Consider the following 17,915-nt stretch of genomic DNA (forward strand, 5'->3'; position numbering starts at 1 on the left):
TGCCGGGGCTGTGACGTGTTACCGAACGCCCTCACTGAACATCTGCTCGCACGTAGATCGTGTCTTCATACGTGACGACTCGTTGATCGATGAGGTGGGGCATCGGAGCTCCGCCCTGGCCGTACGGCCGGACCACGAGCAGATGGAGCAGAACGTGATCAACGAAGCGGCTCTACTGGAATCGAAGACCCTGCGCGACAGCGCGCTGGAGCGCACGGACGTGCTCGACAGAGTCAAAGCCCTGTCGCTGCTGCCGGACGGCATGCATGTGACTACGGCGATGGTCGCCGCGTACTTCCAGGTGGGTATCAAGGCCATCCGTTCTCTGGTGGTCGACCACCGCGAGGAACTGGAAGCCAACGGCTACCGGGTTTTGACAGGTTCAGAACTGAGCTCCTTTAAGGAGCTCAGTGGGATTCAGTCGCGCACAGCATCCCTCGCCCTCTTCTCCCGCCGCGCGGTCCTCAACGTCGCCATGCTCCTCCGCGACAGCGAAGTCGCACGTCAGGTGCGTACGTACCTCCTCGACATGGAGTACCTGGCGCGCACCCAGCCTGTGGATAACCCTGTCCACAGGGACGCCGCCTCCCCCTCCCTCGACGACCGCATCGATCAACGCATCAGCCACGTCCTCGGCAAAACCGTCGTCCCCATGTTCAACGCCCTGATCGAGACATCGAGCGAGCACCGCCAGGAACTGATCGCCCTGCGCGCCGGCGTCCAGCGCATCGAGCGCCGGCTCCAACAACACAACGCCCGACTGCAGCGGCTGGAAGGCCCCCGAGAGAACCGGCCCCTCGCGGGAGTCATGGCCTCCATGGACGCCATGAACGGGCGCGAGTTCGAGGAGCACGTCGCCCAACTGCTGCGCCGTGACGGCTGCACCGCTGTCGTCGTACGAGGCGGAGGTGGAGACCGGGGCGTAGACATCACGGGACGTACCCCCGACGGACGACACCTCGCCGTACAGTGCAAGAGATTCGCGCCCTACGTATCCGTGACCAGCTCCCACGTCCAGAAGTTCATCGGGTCGGCGAAGGTCCTGTACAAGGCGGACGTGGCACTCTATGTGGCCACATGCCCCTTCACTCGCGATGCGATGAACGTCGCGGCCGATGGCGGCGTCACACCGGTGGACCGCAGCATGCTAGAGGCATGGAGCAGCGGTACTGAACTGCCCGCCTTGAGCTGATCTGCTGGCACCTCACGGGCAAGGGCCCGAAGTCGCAAGTCGTAGTTGCGGCTTCGGGCCTCCGTCATAGTAGGCGACAGACCTCCTCGCAGGAGGGCTGTCACTGTTCAGCGCAGCTCCGCCGGCGGCGTCCGCTCATCGTTCACCTTCTCCACCCGCTCCAGCTCGCCCCACACCACGTAGCGGTAGGTGGAGGTGAAGACCGGGGTGCAGGTCGTCAGCGTGATGTAGCGGCCAGCCTTCTTCTTGCCCGATTCCTTGGGGACGGGGGCGAGAACCTCGACGTTGTACTTGGAGGTCTCGGGGAGGATCTCGTAGACCTTGTAGACGTACCACTTGTCCTTGGTCTCGAAGACGATCGGGTCGCCCTTTTTCAGCTTGTCGATGTTGTGGAACTTCGCGCCGTGCCCGTCGCGGTGCGCCGCCAGCGAGAAGTTGCCCTTCTTGTCCTGTGGGAGCGCGGACTTGATCGGGTCGGTGTAGTAGCCGGCGGTGCCGTCGTTGAGGGACTTGGCGGCGGTGCCCTTCTTGACCAGAACCTCGCCGTTCTTCATCGCGGGGACATGCAGGAAACCGATGCCGTCCTTGGTGTCCAGGCCGATCGGACCGCGGTCCTCGGCCCAGTGGTCGCGCACCTTGTCACCCTGCTTGTCGGCTTTGCGGTCCGCGACGACGTTCGTCCACCACAGCGAGTAGGCCACGAACAGGCCGAGAATCAGGCCGGTCGTGATGAGGAGTTCACCGAAGACGCTGACGGCCATCGCGATCCGGCCGGGGCCGCGACGGCGGCGCCGCGCGGGCGAGTGCGCCGACGCGGCGGTCTGCTCTTCGTGGTCGGTCGTCGCTGCCACTCTTCATCTGTCCTTAATTGACGAGCGCATCCGGCTTCCCCTTGCTGCGCGGCCGTTCCTCGACCATCTTGCCCCAGACGATCATCCGGTACTTGCTGGTGAACTCCGGAGTGCAGGTCGTCAGAGTGATGTAGCGGCCCGCCGTGGTGAAACCCGACCCCTTGGGGACCGCGTCCAGGACAGCCGTGTTACTCGGCGCCGTCACCGGCAGGATCGACGCCATCTTGTAGACGAAGTACTGGTCCTGCGTCTCCACAACAATCGGATCGCCCGGCTGGAGCCGGTTGATGTACCGGAACGGCTCGCCATGCGTGTTGCGATGCCCGGCAAGCCCGAAGTTGCCCGCCTTCTCCTCCGGCATCGCCGTCTTCAGATCGTCCTCCGCGTAGTGACCGACCATGCCGCGGTCCAGCACCCGCTTCTTGTCGATGCCCTCGGCGATCGGCACGACCACGTCCAGCTTCGGAATGTGCAGGAGAGCGAAGCCCTGCCCCGGCTCGAACGCCCCCGGCTTCCGCTTACCGGCCGCCCAGTCGTCCTGCAGACTGCTCGCCGCACTGCCCGCCTGCGCCTCCGCCCGGATATTCGTCCACCACAGCTGATAGGTCACGAACAACAGCATCAGCACACCGGTGGTGATGAACACCTCACCGATCGCCCGGCTGGCCATCACCGCCGCCCCCGGCTGCCGCGCCCGCGCGGCCCGCCGTGCCTCCACCCGCGAGAGCGGCGTCGCGCCTGGCTCCTCCGCCGGGTGCTCCTGCCCCGGCCCGCCGTCCCCGCCATGCCGCCCATGCCGCTTGGCGGCCTTACGCCGGGCCGCACGGCCACCGGCGGCGGGGGCGTAGGAGCCGGCGGGCGTGGCAGTCCTGGCCGCCCGCAGGGACTCGCTGTCCGGTACGCGCAGCGCGACGGTCTCTTCATCGATCGGGGGCATCGGAGCGGGCGTCGGAGCAGGCTCGTACCGCTGGGGGTACGCCTCCTCCTGCCACGCCTCTCCGTACGGCTCCCCGTGGGACGGCTCGTCGTACGAAGGCGAAGACCGCGGCTCCGCGTACGACGAGACCCTCTGCTCCCCGTACCAGTCCCGCGCATACCCCTCGGGGTCGTACCACTCCTGCTCCGGCCCGGCAGCGCCTCCATACGCGCCAGCGGCCCCGTGCACGGTGTCCTCACCGTACGGGGCGGCACTGTCGCGCTCGGGGCGCAGGGCGGTCACGCCGTGGCCCTGCCCACCACCGGGGCAAGCCCCGTCGACCTGGCCACGGCCCCCCGGTCACCGCACTCGGACAGCCAGTTGGCCAGCATGCGATGGCCGTGCTCGGTCAGCACGGACTCGGGATGGAACTGCACACCCTCCACAGGCACTTCACGATGCCGCAGCCCCATGATGATCCCGTCATGCGTACGAGCCGTGACCTCCAGCTCCGCCGGAACGGTCCCCGGCTCGGCGGCCAACGAGTGGTAACGCGTCGCCGTGAAAGGCGACGGCAGCCCCGCGAAAACACCCCGCCCCTCGTGCTCGACAAGCGAGGTCTTGCCATGCAGCAACTCAGGCGCACGGTCCACGACACCGCCGTACGCCACCTGCATCGACTGCATACCCAGGCAGACCCCAAAGACGGGGACACCGGTCGCAGCACAGTGCCGCACCATGTCGACACAGACACCCGCCTGCTCGGGAGTGCCGGGCCCCGGCGACAGCAGCACACCAGCGAAGCCATCCTGGGCATGCGCCGTCGACACCTCGTCGTTGCGCAGCACCTCGCACTCGGCGCCCAGCTGATACAGGTACTGGACCAGGTTGAAGACGAAGCTGTCGTAATTGTCGACGACGAGAATCCGCGCGCTCACTGGTTGTCCACCGTCACATCGTTGAAGGGCAGCAGCGGTTCGGCCCACGGGAAGACGTACTGGAACAGCACATAGACCACCGCGAGCACAAGCACGAGCGAAATCAGCGCCCGCACCAAAGCGTTTCCCGGCAGATGCCGCCAGATCCAGCCGTACATGCCGTCCCTTCCGTCGCCGTACCACACCAGACTAACGGCGCAGCGCCTCAGGTTTCCCAGCCTCCACGGGCTGTGTGGCATCAAGGTGCGCCCACACGATCAGCCGGTGACTGCGCCCCCACTCCGGCTCGCAGGTCGTCAGCGTCAGATAACGACCCGGCCGCGTATACCCGGACTTGCTGGGCACAGGGTCAATGACCGCGATATCACTGGGCAGCGTCTTGTACGGCCTGTTGTCGATCCGGTACGTGAACCAGGTCGTGCCATCGGTCAACACCACCGCGTCACCGGGACGCAGCTTGGGGAAGTCCTTGAACGGGTCCCCGTACGTGCGGCGATGGCCCGCGACAGCGAAATTACCCTCCTGGCCAAGCTGCGCCGTACTCGCGTAGTGACCAAGCCCCTTCTTCAAGGTGCCGGTCTTCGTACCTTCGAGCACGGGCTTGTTCCACGTGAAACCAAGCCTCGGGACATACATGACCGCGAACGGCTTGCCATCCTCGTACGCCGCCGGCGGCTCGGGATTCTCGACCGCGGGAGCCTCGGCCGCGACCGCTCCCTTCGACCACTGGTTCTGAAGACTGTCGATCTGGTCGTCCATCGCGCTGTCGGCCTTCACACCCGTCCAGAACAGCACGTACGCGACAAACAGCACGATCACGCCGCCCACAGTGATACACAGTTCGCTTAACGTCCTGACGATCACTCGCATCGGCGGCTCCCGGCGCGCTTACTCCACAGGCTTCGCGTAGTGGAGATCCACTGTGCCCGAGTAGCCGGGAAGAGTCACTGCCCCTTCCTCCTCCACTTTCCAGCCGAGCCCGTAGACATTGACGTACACCATGTAGTTCTGGATCGCCGGAGACGCGGTGAGGGCCCTCTGCAGTTTCTCCGGATCACCGACCGCCGTGATCCTGTACGGCGGCGAGTAGACCCGGCCCTGAAGGATCAGAGTGTTGCCCACACAGCGCACGGCACTGGTGGAGATCAACCGCTGATCCATGACCTTGATCCCCTTGGCACCGCCCTGCCACATGGCATTGACCACAGCCTGCAGATCCTGCTGGTGAATGACCAGGTAGTCCGGCTGCGGCTCGGGATAGCCGGGGAGCTTGGCCGTGGCATTCGGCGGCGCATCGTTCAGCGTGACCGTGAGCGCCTTGCCCTTGAGCCTCTGCGTACCCGCATTCCCCTCCAGAGCCGCCAGCCTGTCGTCCTCTGCCTTCGTACTGCCGTCATCACGCTCGGCCAGCGCCTCGACGTCCTCCCGCAACGTCGCGTTGCTCTCGTCGAGCCGACCGTTCTTGTGACTGCGCTCCTGAATGAGATCGGACAGCTTCAGCAACGAGGCATCCGTCCGGATATTGGTGCCCTTGGCCGTATTGAAACTAGTGAAGAAGATCAACCCGGCGAGAGCGAACACAGCCGCCGTCAGCACACGCACCGGCCGAAATCGCCCCATACGTGCAGGGCTGGAACCCGCCTGGGGCGAGTCGGCAGAATTGCTCAACGTACCCTTATCTCCTTCGGCGCCGCGGAAGCACTACGCTAACGGACGCCCGGGGGAGCGCTAAGAGTCCCCTTGTACGCTGCCCCGGAGCCAGCCAACGTTCCCTGCGCGGCCACGCAGCGCATCGACAGGAGAGACCCTCGTGCCGAAGTCACGTATCCGCAAGAAGGCCGACTACACGCCGCCCCCGGCGAAGCAGGCAACCAATATCAAGCTGACCAGCCGCGGCTGGGTCGCTCCGGTCATGCTGGCCATGTTCCTCATCGGCCTCGCCTGGATCGTCGTTTTCTATGTGACGGACGGCTCACTGCCGATCGACGCCTTCGGCAACTGGAACATCGTGGTCGGCTTCGGGTTCATCGCCGCGGGATTCGCCGTTTCGACGCAGTGGAAGTAACGCGGCCCCAAGGTGTCGGAAAGCTGTACGGCAAGTCCCGACTCAAGCTGTCCACTGGAGTTATCCACAGCTATCCACAGCGGTGGAAAACGTCCGAAGATCTGTGGATAACCCATTGAGCGTTGACTCCGGTGTGACAGACCTACCGGGATCCGGATGCCTGTTCGCCCCTTGTCCTGCCTGGGGAAACCCAGGTCAGCGACAGGGGGCACACCTGTTCCCACACAGCATGCACAAGATCCGGCACAGTCTGTGGACAACGTCGGCTCCTCAGGTGAGCTGACCGGTCCTGATGAGTGTCATGACCACAACCGCGACCAGCACCAGTGCGCAGACGCCGTACTGGATGAGGGCCCGCCGTCCGCGAGGTGCGTGGACCATCGCGTAGCCGATCACCACGCCGCCGACGAGGCCGCCGATGTGGGCTTCCCAGGCGATGTTGCTCCACCCGAAGGTGAAGATCAGGTTGATCACCAGCAGGGCGATGACGGGGCGCATGTCGTAGTTGAGCCGCCGCATGAGTATGGCGGTTGCGCCGAAGAGGCCGAAGATGGCGCCGGAGGCGCCGAGCGAGGGCTGGTTGGGTTCGGCGAGCAGGTAGGTGAGGCCGCTGCCTGCGAGGCCGGAGATTGCGTAGAGGGCGATGTAGCGGGCGCGGCCGAGGGCTGCTTCGAGGGGGCCGCCGATCCACCAGAGGCTGAGCATGTTGAAGGCGATGTGGATGACGCTGCCGTGCAGGAACATGGCTGTGGCGAGGCGGTACCACTGACCTTCGGCGACGCCTTCGACGCTGCCGAGGCCCGGCACGTAGGCGAGCCCGAGGAGTTCGAAGCGTTCATCGAAGCGTTCGCCGATGGAGAGCTGGACCAGGAAGAAGGCGAGGTTGAGGCCGACGAGGATCTTGGTGATGAGCCGGGGGTCCTCGGTGACCGTGCCGCCTGCGAGGGTGCGCGGCTGGCTGGCGGTTGGTGAGTGGCCTGTGCCGGAGGCGCCTCGTACGCACTCGGGGCATTGGAAGCCGACGGAGGCGCTGACCATGCACTCGGGGCAGATGGAGCGCTCGCAGCGGGTGCAGCGGATGCCGGTCTCCCGGTCGGGGTGCCGGTAGCAGGTAGGCAGGCTCTGGGCGTCCTGCGGTCCCTGCGGGCTGCCTGGCACCTGGTCCATGGGGTCCCCTCATTCTCCGTACGACGGGCACACGGCGGTGTCCCAGGGACGCGTACCCCAATGCACCGCCCCGCCCTTCCTTCTACGGACGGGCGGGGCACATTGGTTCCCTGGCCTTGGTTTTCAGCCCTGACTCGCGTCCTGACTTCGGCGGGTGCGGGCGGGTGGGCCCGGCCTCGGCTGCGGCCGGCGTCAGCGGAGGTCGGTTCTGAGCGGAGCGGAGGTTCGGGTCTCAGCGGGTTTCGACGACGACCGACTCGATGACCACGTCGTTGACGGGGCGGTCGGTGCGCGGGTTGGTCTGCGTCGCGGCGATGGCGTCGACGACCTTCTGGCTGGCGGCGTCGGTGACCTCACCGAAGATGGTGTGTTTGCGGGTCAGCCAAGCCGTTGGGGAGACGGTGATGAAGAACTGCGAGCCGTTGGTGCCCGGGCCGGCGTTCGCCATGGCCAGTAGGTATGGCTTGTCGAAGGCGAGGTCGGGGTGGAACTCGTCCTCGAACTGGTAGCCGGGGCCGCCCGTGCCGTTGCCCAGGGGATCGCCGCCCTGGATCATGAATCCGCTGATCACCCGGTGGAAGACCGTGCCGTCGTAGAGCTTGTCCGTGGTCTTCTCCCCGGTCTCGGGGTTGGTCCACTCACGCTCACCCTTGGCGAGCTCGACGAAGTTCCGGACCGTCTTGGGCGCGTGGTTCGGCAGGAGCCGCACTTCGATATCGCCTTGGTTGGTCTTCAGGGTGGCGTAGAGCTGCTCAGCCACGATCTGCCTTCCGTTGTCCTTTGTGACTTCTCGATCCTCGCATGGTCGGCGCTGCCCGTCGTGCGTCGCCGCCGTTCTGAGCTGCTTCGTACCAAAGGGGCGCATGGCAGGAGAATCCATGGCATTGTCGTCGGCAAGCCCTTGTTGCACCGTATTGATCAATTATTGGCCTGAGTGCGCATGAAGTCGGTACGCGCATGACCCGGATGCTCGCTCGCGTATGCCCCGGAGTGCTCCGACAGGCATGATCCGGATAAGGGTGGAAAGGTGAACTGTGTCTTTCTGGGGGATCTCCCCAATTCCCCCCGTACGCCACCGAGGAGGATGATCCCGTGACCCGCATCGACAGCGTGCGCGCCGCGACCGGCTCGGCGAAGGGCAGCGTGCTGCACGCCGCGGAAGCGGTGGCGCCCTACGCCGACACGGCCAAGGACCGGGCCGCGCACTATGCGCATGAAGCACGCGTACGGCTCGCGCCGAAGGTGTCGGCCGTCGCTCACCAGGCCGCCGATCAGGCTCGTACGCAGTACGACGCCCATCTCGCGCCGCGTGTGGAGCAGGCGCGCACTCATGTGCCGCCGAAGGTCGACTACGCCGCCCACGAGGCTGCGCTGCGCGCCCGCATCGCCGCACGGCAGGCCACCGACTACTCCCGGCCGAGGATCGAGCAGGCCAGGGCTGCGGCTGGGCCTGTCCGTGAGGAGGCCGCGGCCCGTAGCGCGGCGGCGCTGGCGGCGCTGCGTGGCCAGGTTTCGCCGAAGGAGATCGAGAAGCTGGTCCGTAAGCATCAGCGGCGGGCCAGGGTCGGGCGTCTGGCGAAGGGTCTGGCTGTTCTTGGTGTCCTGGCGGGCGGTGCCTTCGCCGCCTGGAAGTGGTGGGACAAGCAGGCCAACCCTGATTGGCTGGTGGAGCCGCCGGCGGCCACAGAGGTGCCGGACAACGGTCAGCTGACTTCGGTCGATGGCAGTGGTCAGGATGCGCTCGACCCCGAGGTTCAGGCGAAGCAGGCCGCGGCGGAGCGCGACGAGCGCGGCTGACGCCGCCGGTTGGTGTCGGCTTGCTCCACCGGTTTCAACATCGTTTGGTTTCAACATCGCTGTGGGCGGGAGGCCTGGGGTCTTCCGCCCACAGCGGTGTTTCGCGTGGAACTTGTGGGCCGGTGGAGGCTGCCGGGCCCATTGAGGCTCATGGAATCAGGCACAGCCGTTACAGATAGGCCCCTCCGATCGCGTTTCCGCAGGTCGGAGGGGCCTTCAAGGGGTGGAGCCTAGGGGAGTCGAACCCCTGACATCTGCCATGCAAAGACAGCGCTCTACCAACTGAGCTAAGGCCCCGGATGGGAAGCGTCCGCCGGGAGAACCTTCTCCCGAAGAGCGCCGCAGCCCAGAGTACCGGGTTACCCCCAGGATCCTGCAAAAGGATTGGGGTCCCAGCGAACGACCACTCTCCATAAGATGCTCGACGTGGTTCGCTTCAGCGAACCGCGGTACGAAGCGATGGGGAGACGCGAATGGATGCCGCACAGCAGGAAGCAACCGCAAGAGCGCGGGAGCTGCAGCGGAATTGGTACGGGGAGCCGCTGGGGGCGCTCTTCCGTAGGCTCATAGACGACCTGGGGCTCAACCAGGCTCGTCTGGCGGGGGTATTGGGACTGTCCGCGCCGATGCTGTCGCAGCTGATGAGTGGTCAGCGCGCCAAGATCGGCAACCCGGCGGTGGTGCAGCGAGTGCAGTTGCTGCAGGACCTCTCCGGGCAGGTCGCCGACGGCAGTGTGAGCGCGGCCGAGGCCACCGAGCGCATGGAGGAGATCAAGAAGTCGCAGGGGGGATCGGTGCTCAGCAACAGCACGCAGTCGTCGAGCAGTTCGGGTGCGCCCACGGTCAAGCGCGTGGTACGCGAGATACAGTCGCTGCTCCGTTCCGTGGCGGCTGCGGGGGACATCATCGAGGCGGCTGACACCCTCGCCCCGAGCCACCCGGAGCTGGCAGAGTTCCTCCGGGTGTATGGGGCGGGCCGCACTTCCGACGCGGTCTCGCACTACCAGTCCCACCAGAGCTGAGCCCGCCGCCCGGCTGTTGAACACCCCGTGTCCGTAGGGTCTTTGAGCTTGCTGGATGCGGGGAGCGGGGCAGCCGGGCCTCTCGATGAGGCCGCCGTGCCGACCGCCGTAGAGGGAGCGACGCACGACCATGGGTGAGGTCTTCGCCGGCCGGTATGAACTGGTCGATCCGATCGGACGTGGGGGAGTCGGTGCGGTCTGGCGTGCCTGGGACCATCGGCGGCGCCGGTATGTGGCCGCCAAGGTCCTGCAACAGAGCGACGCGCATGCGCTGTTGCGCTTCGTGCGGGAGCAGGCGCTGCGGATCGATCATCCGCATGTGCTCGCTCCCGCCAGCTGGGCGGCCGACGACGACAAGGTTCTGTTCACCATGGACCTGGTCGGCGGAGGCTCGCTGGTCCATCTGATCGGGGACTACGGTCCCCTGCCGCCGGTGTTCGTCTGCACCCTGCTCGATCAGCTGCTGGCGGGGCTTGCCGCGGTGCACGCGGAGGGGGTCGTGCACCGCGACATCAAGCCCGCCAACATCCTGCTGGAGGCGACCGGGACGGGCCGCCCGCGGCTGCGGCTGTCCGACTTCGGCATCGCGATGCGTCTGGGCGAGCCACGGCTGACGGAGACCAACTACGTGGTGGGAACGCCCGGTTATCTTGCACCCGAGCAACTGCTCGGTGAAGATCCGGACTTCCCCGCCGACCTGTTCGCCGTGGGTCTGGTCGCTCTCTATCTGCTGGAGGGCGCCAAGCCCGATGCCAAGGCACTCATCGAGTACTTCGCGGCGCATGGCACCCCGGGTGCGCCGAAGGGCGTTCCCGAGCCGCTGTGGCAGGTCGTGGCCGCCTTGCTGCAGCCGGACCCACAAGCGCGGTTCCGCACCGCCACGGGGGCGCGCAAGGCCCTTGCCTCGGCCAGGGAGCTCCTGCCGGACCCCGGCCCCGAGGACGAAGTGATCGAGATCTTCGACCAACTCGGCCCGCTTCCGCCGGGGTTCGGCCCGGAGGGTCCACTCCCGGCGGGGTCCGAGCCGGACGGTCAGCCAGCGACGGAGTCCGGCCCGGACGGCCCGCTCCGGAAGACGCCTGACCGGGTGCACAACAGCGCTCCTCAGCACAGCAACCCAGGCCTCGACAACGCGTCTCAGGACACCAGCGTGGGCAGCGCGCCGCCGCATCCGCAGACGGGTCCCATCCCGACTGCGGCCCACGCCGGCGCCGTACCCCCTGACGGCACGCCCATGCCCGACACCGAACCGCCTCCCCTCGCCCCCAATGCCGTACCCCCACAGCCGTCCCCGACGTCCACGATGTCGGACACCGGCAGCTTCCACCTGCCGCCTCCGCCTCAGCCGCATACGGCCACCTCTCACACGCAGCGGCACCGGCCGCAAGTCCACCCACAGCGCCCTCCAAAGCCCCAGCAACCAGCTCATCCACAGCCGGAGCAGGCCCCCACTTCCCCCAGGTCCTTCGCGCTCCCGGCTCCCGCCCACGCTCCGTCGTACGGACCCGTGCATGTGAACTCCCCCCAGGGCGCGACCCCCGAGTCGCAGCCGCAGGCATTTGCCTCTACTGCTTCATACACCGCTCGCGACATTCAGGTTCCACCTCAGCCACAGCCAGTTGCGCGACACCGTGGCAGGCGCGCGCTCCGGCGTCCCGGGCCGCCCGCGCAGGTGGCCATTCCGGTGCTGCTGCTCGCGCTGGTCTGCTTCGCGGTCGGGTTCTGGGCCCTGACTCGGATCTGAGCCCGACAGCCCGCAAGTCCCGGTACTGAGCCGGTGAGGCCCGGCCTGGCGTCGGCGAACTACCGGGTCCGCGGCGGCTCGTACCCTCGCGCGACCGCACCGCCGGCCATCGCCGCCGTACCACCCGCCCGCCGCCGGGCGATCACAGTCCACACCCCGAGTCCCAGCACGAGCACGCTCCCCGCGCCGATCCCGCCCGCGGCGACCAGCTTCATCGTGGCGTCGCTGTCACTGCCGTCACGTCCGCCCGCCGCCCGGGCCCCGCTCGCCGCCGCCTCGTTGTCCTCCTCCGTGACATCGAACACACCGCGAGGCCTGGTCGCCCCCTTGTACGCCGGTTCGGCGCCGGCCGCACCGCTCACCCGCACACTCAGCATCAGGTCGATCGGCCCGTCGCTGAACTTTTCGGACGCCTCGGCGCCGAGATGCACGGCGAGGTAGTACCAGCCGGCGAACCGCATCCCGCTGACCTGGTCGTCGAGGGTGTACCGGTTCTCGTAAGCGACCGCGGGCAGCGGCTCCAGGGCAGCCGACTTCGGTGTGCCGTCGTATCCGGTGCGAGCGTCGTCCACGGAGGCGCGCACCGGGTTGTGGAGTGAGATGACGAGGGCGTTGCCCAGGAAGCCGTCGCCGTCGGCCGCGCCCAGTTCGGCCGTGGCGTAGAGCTGCTGTCCCCAGTCGACCGGGATCCGGTAGAAGCGTGTCTGCCCGGCCCGGATGCCGTCTTTCCAGATGCCCTGCTCGAGGGCGCGCGCGTCGTTGAAGCTCGTGCCGCCCCTGCGGGGCTTCGCCGTGCCGCTGACGGGCTCTGGGGATGCGGAGTTCCAGGTCTCGGGGGCGGTCGTCGGGCCGGTCTTCTTGAGGGCGGGCTCGGACACGTACTGAAGCTCCAGGCTCCACTCGTCCGGCGAGGAATCGGCTCGGCTGGTGCGCTCCACGACCACGGAGTACGTCCCCGCCGTCTGGCAGGCGTACTCGTCGGGGCCGACTCTGCGCGACGCCCAGGCGGTGAGGGGGCGCGGGCTCTCGGTGGGCCCGAACCGGGCTTCTTCGGCGTCTCCGGAGAAGCAGCTGCGGCCGGCGGGGTCCTGGAGGGAGACCTTGATGCCGTCGGAGGAGGCGACCTTTGTCCCCGTCCTGGGGAGGGCGGTGGCCGAGACGTACGTGTTGGAGACGCTGTCGAGCCGGAGGCGGTAGTAGACCTTCTCGTTGTTCTGGACGGAGCTCCGATAGGTCCCGCCCGGGGCCAGCTGTTTGGCCTCGGTCGCGTTCGACGCGCCCTCGACCAGCTGGGCGTCCTCGGCGAAGGCGTATGGATCAGGCGTCCCCGCCGCCCTCGCCTGGCCGTGTGTCTGCCCCTGCGCCGGCCCGGGCAGCACCGCGATCGCGCACAGCGCCGCCAGGCAGGTCATGACCATACGGCCGCGCCACCACACCGTGCGCCGCCCCATCACGCGCCACCCCTCGTCGTAGCCCCGGATCGTCACCCACCGGGCTCCCGCGGACCGGCATCATCGCGCCCCGAACACCGCGAAGCCCCGACCATCCTGCCCCGCCCGCCGCCGCGCCATCCCCGCTTCGGCGACACAAGCGCTTCCTCCTGTGCGTGGGCTCGAAGAGGCGGACTCGAAGACATGGAGACAACGAAAAACCCCGACCGCGAGGGCGGTCGGGGTCTGTACTGAGACTGTCGTCGGTACTCACGAACCCGTGGGCACGGAGTCAGTCGCCTCCGTCCACAGATCCTGCTCGGCGCGATCCGCCTGGATCTGGCGGTACACGAGGAGCCCGCCGATGGCGGCCAGTGCGACCAGGAGAAGCTTCTTCACCGCGCGACCTCGTCTTTCCTTGACGTAGGGGACTTCTGGCGCCCGACTATACACACCGACCGATACCGATCGGTGACCTGCGTCGGCCCTCAACTCCCGCCCGGCACAAGGCCGTAGAAGCGGACGCCTCGGCTCCGACCGCAAAGTGACAACTCGCTACATTCTGCAAATTTCGGCGCCTGTTTCCACTTTACGGATCTCTTGGGTCCATCCGGGTGGTGTTCATCTGAAGAGCGACGCGGCACGAGCGTCGGTCCACCACTTCGCGGCCCTCATACACATCATGAGGAAAGTACGCAAATCGCCCAACCCGAAAGTGAGGGACCATGGCCAGGAACAAGGTCATGAAGCTGTGGACCGCCATCATCACCGCCGTCATCGCCCTGTGCACGGCGCTCGGACTGGTCACCACAGCGAATGCGGCCACCGCAGTACCCCAGACCGAAGCCGCCCGCAAGACGAGCCCCGCGGTCACGGCCTCCACGATGTCCCACTGGACCTGGTCCTTCAGCCGCACCCTGCCTCCCACGATGAAGCAACGCATCCACGCCGAGGCCCACGGCTCCTCACCCAGCTGCCGCCACCGCCCGCCAACAGACGTGGACACACCGTCCGAGGACGAGGAGGAAGCGGACTCCACCGCCCCGTGCACGACCTGACGTAGACGCCGAGACCCCCTCGCAAGCCCCACAGCCGGGCGAACTCGCGTACGCCACCGAACGAAAAAGACCCCCAACCATGCCTGCTTGGGGGTCTTCGTGGTGTGGGGCCAACAGCATGTGAACCTGTGGCCTCACCCTGATCTGCCATATGAAACAAACAAACAACGTGCACGCCCGGGTACGTCCTCGTTCAGACGTCGCCCGAACCAGCGTCTTCCTCGGCCGCCGCCTCACCTAGGCCGATGGTCGTGGACCAGCGCACGGTCGAGGGCGCTTCGACAGACACAGCCCCCTTGCCCTCACATCGCACCGCGACAATCAGCGCGTCACCCTGCTTCCCCCTTGCCGAACTCGATACTGCGACTCCCATGCGTCACAGCATGCTCGGCAGCAAGGAGAATCCCGCGAGAAGTTACGGGGCAGTAGCGGGGGTAACAAGATCCACAAACGGAGAAGCCCGGTAGATCCTGTGGACCCACCGGGCTTCTTACCTGGCACAACAGATGTGGGGCTAACAGGATTTGAACCTGTGGCCTCATCCTTATCAGGGACAGTGCAGGTCAGCGCGTTGCCGCAGGTCCCGACGCAAGCCCCCTTGCCAGCCCCTACACCGGTCTACATCTACACGCATCCCGAGACCCCTATCCCCCTTACCGTGATCTTGGACGAGTTTTGGACTCCGCCTGGACTCACGCCACCAGCTTCAGCCTGCGCATTCCCGGCTTCCCATCCTCCAGAGCAGCCAGCACCTGGCCCGCGTAGTCCGCAGCCGCGTGTGTGTAGAGCCACGTGACCTCCCCCGCCCGCTCATGCCCGAGGATCTCCTGAGCAATGACCTCCGGCACCCCGCGCGCGTGCAGTCGTGAGGCGTAGGTGTGCCGCTGGTCGTGGAAGTCCGGCCACCAGTCGATCCGATCCTTCAGCTCCTGGCGCTTCCGCCCGGTCACCTTGTCCTTGACCGTGACCCACACCTTCTTAACCGTCTGCCGTGCGACGCCAGCGGCCTGGATCGCTTTCACCCACAGGTTCCGGAACGTCGACCGGCGGATCGGCGCTCGGTACGGGTGGTGTGTCTTCCGGCTGACCTTGTTCCGTCCGTGGAAGACCAGCTCGTCTTCGCACAGACCGTCCGAGGGCTGCGAGGCGTTCAGGCTCGGGTGGTCTTCCTCCGCGAAGAGCTCCTTCAGGACGCGGATCGCGAACCCGGTCAGAGGGACGGTGCGAAGGCCGGCATCGCTCTTCGGGTATGCCTTACGGCGGATCCGGCCGCGGGTCTCGGTCAGCACCTCGCGGACGTGGATCACGCGCTTCGTGAAGTCGATGTTGCACCAGCGCAGTCCGGCCAACTCGCCCCAGCGAAGGCCCGTCTCCTGGGCGACGATCTGTAACGCGTGGCAGTACTCGGGAAGCTTCTGCCGGATCAGCCAGAGCTGGGCATACGTCGGGGGCCGCCGGTCCTCCGGATGCTTCTTCTTGATCGTCGGCAGCTTGATCCCGTCTGCCGGGTTGAAGGGAAGGCGCCTGTCGAGCTTGGCCGCGTTCAGCATGCGATCGAGGACCTGGAAGCACTTCGTTACGGAGGCCGCGGCAAGCGGGCCGCCGTTCTCATCGTGCAGAGCGTTGACCCAGGTCTGGATCTCAAGCCAGCCGAGTTCGAACAGACGGTAGCTGCCGAACTTCGGGGTGATGTGGTTGCGCCACATCCCGTCATCGCGTACCTGGGACTGGCTCCAGTCGTGAGGCCGGAGTTCGCCTGGCTCCTGCTTGACCTGCGTGGGCCACCACAGTTCATGCCACGCACATAGGGTGATCTCCGAGCGGGCCGGGTCGATCCATGTGCGCTGCCTCAACTCGGTGCGCGTGCGCTCGAGGAACGCCACAGCCTCGTCGTACGTGTCCTTGTTCTTGGAGAGCGGCTTGCCGCCGGGCCCGGTGTAGCGAGCCTGCCAGGTGCCGGTGTGATCCTTGGTCTTCCGCCGCGATGGTTCCGGGAACTTCTCCAGGCACAGCGGACAGCCACAGTTCTTGCTTGGAACCGGGCGCGGGTTGTTCGAGATGGGTCGCCCCACGATGACCTGCCTACGGGATCAGAGAGTCGCGGTGGCGCCGACGGTGACGAGCTCGCGTGGGAGCTCTACGCGCGTACCGCAGAAGCAGAGAACGCCGGCGCCAGGTGTGGTCGGTGCGCCGAGGTCGACCGTCAGGACCGCATGCAGTTCTCTGATCAGGTCGTGGTGGTGGGTTCCCCTGGATACGAGGATGGTGACCTCGTCCGGGTCCCAAGTGGCGATCTTCGGAAGATCGTCAGCCACGGCGATGCGGATGCACACAGGTATCCCCCCAGGGATGCACGACGGCACGATGATCCGCTACGGGAGGACAGCGGGTGACTGATCGTACCTGTGTGTGTTGATGTTGTGGAGGTGGCTTGGCATATTCAGCGAAGGTTTGTTTCCCGCCGGACCAAAAGCCTGGAATTCCCCTCTCCTTAGGCAACCCTGAGTGACCGCTACGAGACGCGGCTGACCCTGAGCATCGCTTCGGCGTCCGTGATGAGGTCGCGCTGCTTGCCTTCCGGAAGCTGACGGTAGATCCGCAGCAGCCGCGCTTCACGCTCTTCGTTCGTCGGGCCGGGCACTGGCCGGCCGACGGCCTCGAAGAACTCCCGCGGTGTCGTCTTCACGCCCCAACTGCGGAAGACCTCCACCATCGACCGCAGGGTTTCTGGGTCGACGCGGGAGGTCCCGCGGGTGCGGTTCATCCACGCGTTGAGTGTCTGGTACGAGATGCCCGCCGCAGTGGCTAGGTCCTTCTGGTTTTTGCCTTGGGACTGGTCGAGGAGGCGTTGGAGAAGTGCCGCCAGGTCCTCGCCCTGGTGGGCGCGGTCCTCGGCGGGGTCAGGCTCGCCGGGGTGGTTCTGGTGGCTGGTCACCTGATGAGGATCGGGCATCTGCATCTACATGCGCAAGTAGATCGGTCGTCAATGGCTTGGTTCTGCGCGCACTCCGGCGCGCCTACATGGCCCCTGTGTGCCCCTGTACAGCTCATGCACACCCCTGTGCACATCCCTTGACGTGATCTGCATCTACACGTAGATTGTAGATATCGCAGGTCACCGGGATCGGCGAAACCCAATTCGGCCATGCGCCGGAGGAATCAGCATGCGACGACTGGACAAAGGTGCCCCGCTGCGGGCCGCCATGAAGGCGGCCGGCCTGGACATCCCGCGCCTCGCCGCCAAGACGAAAGAAGTCGACCCCACGGGCGAAGGCCTTTCCGGGTCATACGTCGGCTTCATCGTGGGCGGCGGCAAGAGCGCCCGCGAGGAGTGCAGCGACCGTGCCGCAGAACTGATCGCGACCGCCCTCGGCAAGGGGGTCTTCGAGCTGTTCGAGCCGGTTGTTTTCACGCTTCGAGAATCTACATCTACACGGAGATCGCAGACAGGCGGACTGGAGAAATCGCCGCTGCCCGAGCGGCTAATGGACCAGAGGGAGCTCGCCGGCTTCCTGCGCAAGTCCATGAGCTGGATCGACAAGCAGATCCAGGAGGCGCGCGAGCGCGACGAGCTCTGGCCCGGCCTGATCTACGTCGGCAGCTCCCGCCGCTTCGACCCGCACGCCGTCCTCGACGGGATGCGGCAGCAGCGCAGCGCCGCCTGACACCCGCAGGGCCGCCCCGGATGCGACCCGGAACGGCCCCCCAGCGCACCTCAACCCACACGAAAGAAGA

The 17,915-nt window shown here is 66.6% G+C and carries 20 protein-coding genes and 1 tRNA gene; 7 read left to right on the plus strand and 14 right to left on the minus strand.

Going from position 1 to position 17,915, the window contains the following annotated elements:
* Nucleotides 1-94: 94 nt before the first annotated feature.
* Entirely contained in the window at nt 95-1,192 is a 1,098-nt protein-coding gene (locus tag ACFYO0_RS14310) for a restriction endonuclease (protein WP_388674711.1), read from the plus strand.
* 107 nt (nt 1,193-1,299) lie between these two features.
* Here the strand turns inward: ACFYO0_RS14310 and ACFYO0_RS14315 are convergent, their stop codons facing one another.
* Genes ACFYO0_RS14315 through ACFYO0_RS14340 form a run of 6 tightly spaced genes read right to left on the minus strand, consistent with a single transcriptional unit; the run spans nt 1,300 to nt 5,565 of the window.
* On the minus strand, nt 1,300-2,043 hold the full coding sequence (locus ACFYO0_RS14315; RefSeq protein WP_388674713.1) for a class E sortase: 744 nt from the start codon (nt 2,041-2,043) through the stop codon (nt 1,300-1,302).
* A 13-nt stretch (nt 2,044-2,056) separates the two neighbouring features.
* Nucleotides 2,057-3,262: a class E sortase gene (locus ACFYO0_RS14320; protein ID WP_388674715.1), complete on the minus strand. Its 1,206-nt coding sequence runs from the start codon at nt 3,260-3,262 to the stop codon at nt 2,057-2,059.
* Complete coding sequence (locus ACFYO0_RS14325) at nt 3,259-3,897, minus strand: aminodeoxychorismate/anthranilate synthase component II (RefSeq protein WP_388674717.1); 639 nt, start codon at nt 3,895-3,897, stop codon at nt 3,259-3,261. The genes ACFYO0_RS14320 and ACFYO0_RS14325 overlap by 4 nt, the downstream gene beginning before the upstream one ends.
* Nucleotides 3,894-4,055 carry a hypothetical protein gene (locus ACFYO0_RS14330; protein ID WP_206440922.1) on the minus strand — a complete coding sequence of 54 codons (162 nt, stop codon included), beginning with the start codon at nt 4,053-4,055 and terminating at the stop codon, nt 3,894-3,896. The genes ACFYO0_RS14325 and ACFYO0_RS14330 overlap by 4 nt, the downstream gene beginning before the upstream one ends.
* Before the next feature lie 31 nt (nt 4,056-4,086).
* Entirely contained in the window at nt 4,087-4,767 is a 681-nt protein-coding gene (locus ACFYO0_RS14335; protein ID WP_388674719.1) for a class E sortase, read from the minus strand.
* Nucleotides 4,768-4,785: 18 nt separating this feature from the next.
* Entirely contained in the window at nt 4,786-5,565 is a 780-nt protein-coding gene (locus ACFYO0_RS14340) for a DUF881 domain-containing protein (protein ID WP_388674721.1), read from the minus strand.
* A 142-nt stretch (nt 5,566-5,707) separates the two neighbouring features.
* Here ACFYO0_RS14340 and crgA point away from each other — a divergent pair, with 142 nt between their 5' ends.
* Nucleotides 5,708-5,962, plus strand: coding sequence for a cell division protein CrgA (crgA, locus tag ACFYO0_RS14345; protein ID WP_388674723.1), 255 nt, complete (start codon nt 5,708-5,710; stop codon nt 5,960-5,962).
* Nucleotides 5,963-6,232: 270 nt separating this feature from the next.
* Here the strand turns inward: crgA and ACFYO0_RS14350 are convergent, their stop codons facing one another.
* Nucleotides 6,233-7,129, minus strand: a complete 897-nt coding sequence (locus ACFYO0_RS14350; RefSeq protein WP_388674725.1) for a rhomboid family intramembrane serine protease — start codon at nt 7,127-7,129, stop codon at nt 6,233-6,235.
* 232 nt (nt 7,130-7,361) lie between these two features.
* Nucleotides 7,362-7,889, minus strand: a complete 528-nt coding sequence (locus ACFYO0_RS14355; RefSeq protein ID WP_388674727.1) for a peptidylprolyl isomerase — start codon at nt 7,887-7,889, stop codon at nt 7,362-7,364.
* Between the two features lie 332 nt (nt 7,890-8,221).
* Between ACFYO0_RS14355 and ACFYO0_RS14360 the strand changes: the two genes are divergently transcribed.
* Entirely contained in the window at nt 8,222-8,926 is a 705-nt protein-coding gene (locus ACFYO0_RS14360) for a DUF5324 family protein (RefSeq protein WP_388674729.1), read from the plus strand.
* A gap of 224 nt (nt 8,927-9,150) precedes the next feature.
* On the opposite strand, the gene ACFYO0_RS14365 is transcribed toward ACFYO0_RS14360, so the two are convergent.
* A tRNA-Ala gene (locus tag ACFYO0_RS14365) sits at nt 9,151-9,223 on the minus strand.
* A gap of 176 nt (nt 9,224-9,399) precedes the next feature.
* On the opposite strand from ACFYO0_RS14365, the gene ACFYO0_RS14370 reads away from it, so the two are divergent.
* Nucleotides 9,400-9,948, plus strand: a complete 549-nt coding sequence (locus ACFYO0_RS14370) for a DNA-binding protein (protein ID WP_344394530.1) — start codon at nt 9,400-9,402, stop codon at nt 9,946-9,948.
* A 130-nt stretch (nt 9,949-10,078) separates the two neighbouring features.
* Nucleotides 10,079-11,692, plus strand: a complete 1,614-nt coding sequence (locus ACFYO0_RS14375; RefSeq protein ID WP_388674731.1) for a protein kinase — start codon at nt 10,079-10,081, stop codon at nt 11,690-11,692.
* Between the two features lie 59 nt (nt 11,693-11,751).
* Here ACFYO0_RS14375 and ACFYO0_RS14380 read toward each other — a convergent pair whose 3' ends face one another.
* Both ACFYO0_RS14380 and ACFYO0_RS14385 read right to left on the minus strand, forming a co-directional pair.
* Nucleotides 11,752-13,179 carry a hypothetical protein gene (locus tag ACFYO0_RS14380; RefSeq protein WP_388674733.1) on the minus strand — a complete coding sequence of 476 codons (1,428 nt, stop codon included), beginning with the start codon at nt 13,177-13,179 and terminating at the stop codon, nt 11,752-11,754.
* A 213-nt stretch (nt 13,180-13,392) separates the two neighbouring features.
* The gene (locus ACFYO0_RS14385; protein WP_003999697.1) at nt 13,393-13,521 is read right to left on the minus strand and encodes a DLW-39 family protein; all 129 of its coding nucleotides are present in this window, start codon (nt 13,519-13,521) and stop codon (nt 13,393-13,395) included.
* A gap of 326 nt (nt 13,522-13,847) precedes the next feature.
* Between ACFYO0_RS14385 and ACFYO0_RS14390 the strand changes: the two genes are divergently transcribed.
* On the plus strand, nt 13,848-14,180 hold the full coding sequence (locus ACFYO0_RS14390; RefSeq protein ID WP_388674735.1) for a DUF6344 domain-containing protein: 333 nt from the start codon (nt 13,848-13,850) through the stop codon (nt 14,178-14,180).
* Between the two features lie 692 nt (nt 14,181-14,872).
* Here the strand turns inward: ACFYO0_RS14390 and ACFYO0_RS14395 are convergent.
* The 3 genes from ACFYO0_RS14395 to ACFYO0_RS14405 form a co-directional block, all read right to left on the minus strand.
* A complete protein-coding gene (locus tag ACFYO0_RS14395; protein WP_388674737.1) occupies nt 14,873-16,252 on the minus strand; it encodes a tyrosine-type recombinase/integrase in 1,380 nt (459 codons plus the stop codon).
* 18 nt (nt 16,253-16,270) lie between these two features.
* Nucleotides 16,271-16,495 carry a hypothetical protein gene (locus ACFYO0_RS14400; RefSeq protein WP_388674739.1) on the minus strand — a complete coding sequence of 75 codons (225 nt, stop codon included), beginning with the start codon at nt 16,493-16,495 and terminating at the stop codon, nt 16,271-16,273.
* A gap of 197 nt (nt 16,496-16,692) precedes the next feature.
* Nucleotides 16,693-17,115, minus strand: a complete 423-nt coding sequence (locus ACFYO0_RS14405; protein ID WP_388674741.1) for a helix-turn-helix domain-containing protein — start codon at nt 17,113-17,115, stop codon at nt 16,693-16,695.
* A gap of 229 nt (nt 17,116-17,344) precedes the next feature.
* Between ACFYO0_RS14405 and ACFYO0_RS14410 the strand changes: the two genes are divergently transcribed.
* A complete protein-coding gene (locus tag ACFYO0_RS14410) occupies nt 17,345-17,845 on the plus strand; it encodes a hypothetical protein (protein ID WP_388674743.1) in 501 nt (166 codons plus the stop codon).
* Nucleotides 17,846-17,915 lie beyond the last annotated feature (70 nt).

The organism is Streptomyces sp. NPDC006365 (assembly GCF_042870755.1).
GTDB classification, from domain to species: Bacteria; Actinomycetota; Actinomycetes; order Streptomycetales; family Streptomycetaceae; genus Streptomyces; species Streptomyces xiangluensis.

What these genes read in the sequence shown, in the direction of transcription:
- ACFYO0_RS14350 (WP_388674725.1), bottom strand. Translation starts at nt 7,129, where the DNA reads ATGGACCAGGTGCCAGGCAGCCCGCAGGGACCGCAGGACGCCCAGAGC.
- ACFYO0_RS14390 (WP_388674735.1), top strand. Translation starts at nt 13,848, where the DNA reads ATGGCCAGGAACAAGGTCATGAAGCTGTGGACCGCCATCATCACCGCC.
- ACFYO0_RS14335 (WP_388674719.1), bottom strand. Translation starts at nt 4,767, where the DNA reads ATGCGAGTGATCGTCAGGACGTTAAGCGAACTGTGTATCACTGTGGGC.
- ACFYO0_RS14375 (WP_388674731.1), top strand. Translation starts at nt 10,079, where the DNA reads ATGGGTGAGGTCTTCGCCGGCCGGTATGAACTGGTCGATCCGATCGGA.
- ACFYO0_RS14370 (WP_344394530.1), top strand. Translation starts at nt 9,400, where the DNA reads ATGGATGCCGCACAGCAGGAAGCAACCGCAAGAGCGCGGGAGCTGCAG.
- ACFYO0_RS14410 (WP_388674743.1), top strand. Translation starts at nt 17,345, where the DNA reads ATGCGACGACTGGACAAAGGTGCCCCGCTGCGGGCCGCCATGAAGGCG.
- ACFYO0_RS14330 (WP_206440922.1), bottom strand. Translation starts at nt 4,055, where the DNA reads ATGTACGGCTGGATCTGGCGGCATCTGCCGGGAAACGCTTTGGTGCGG.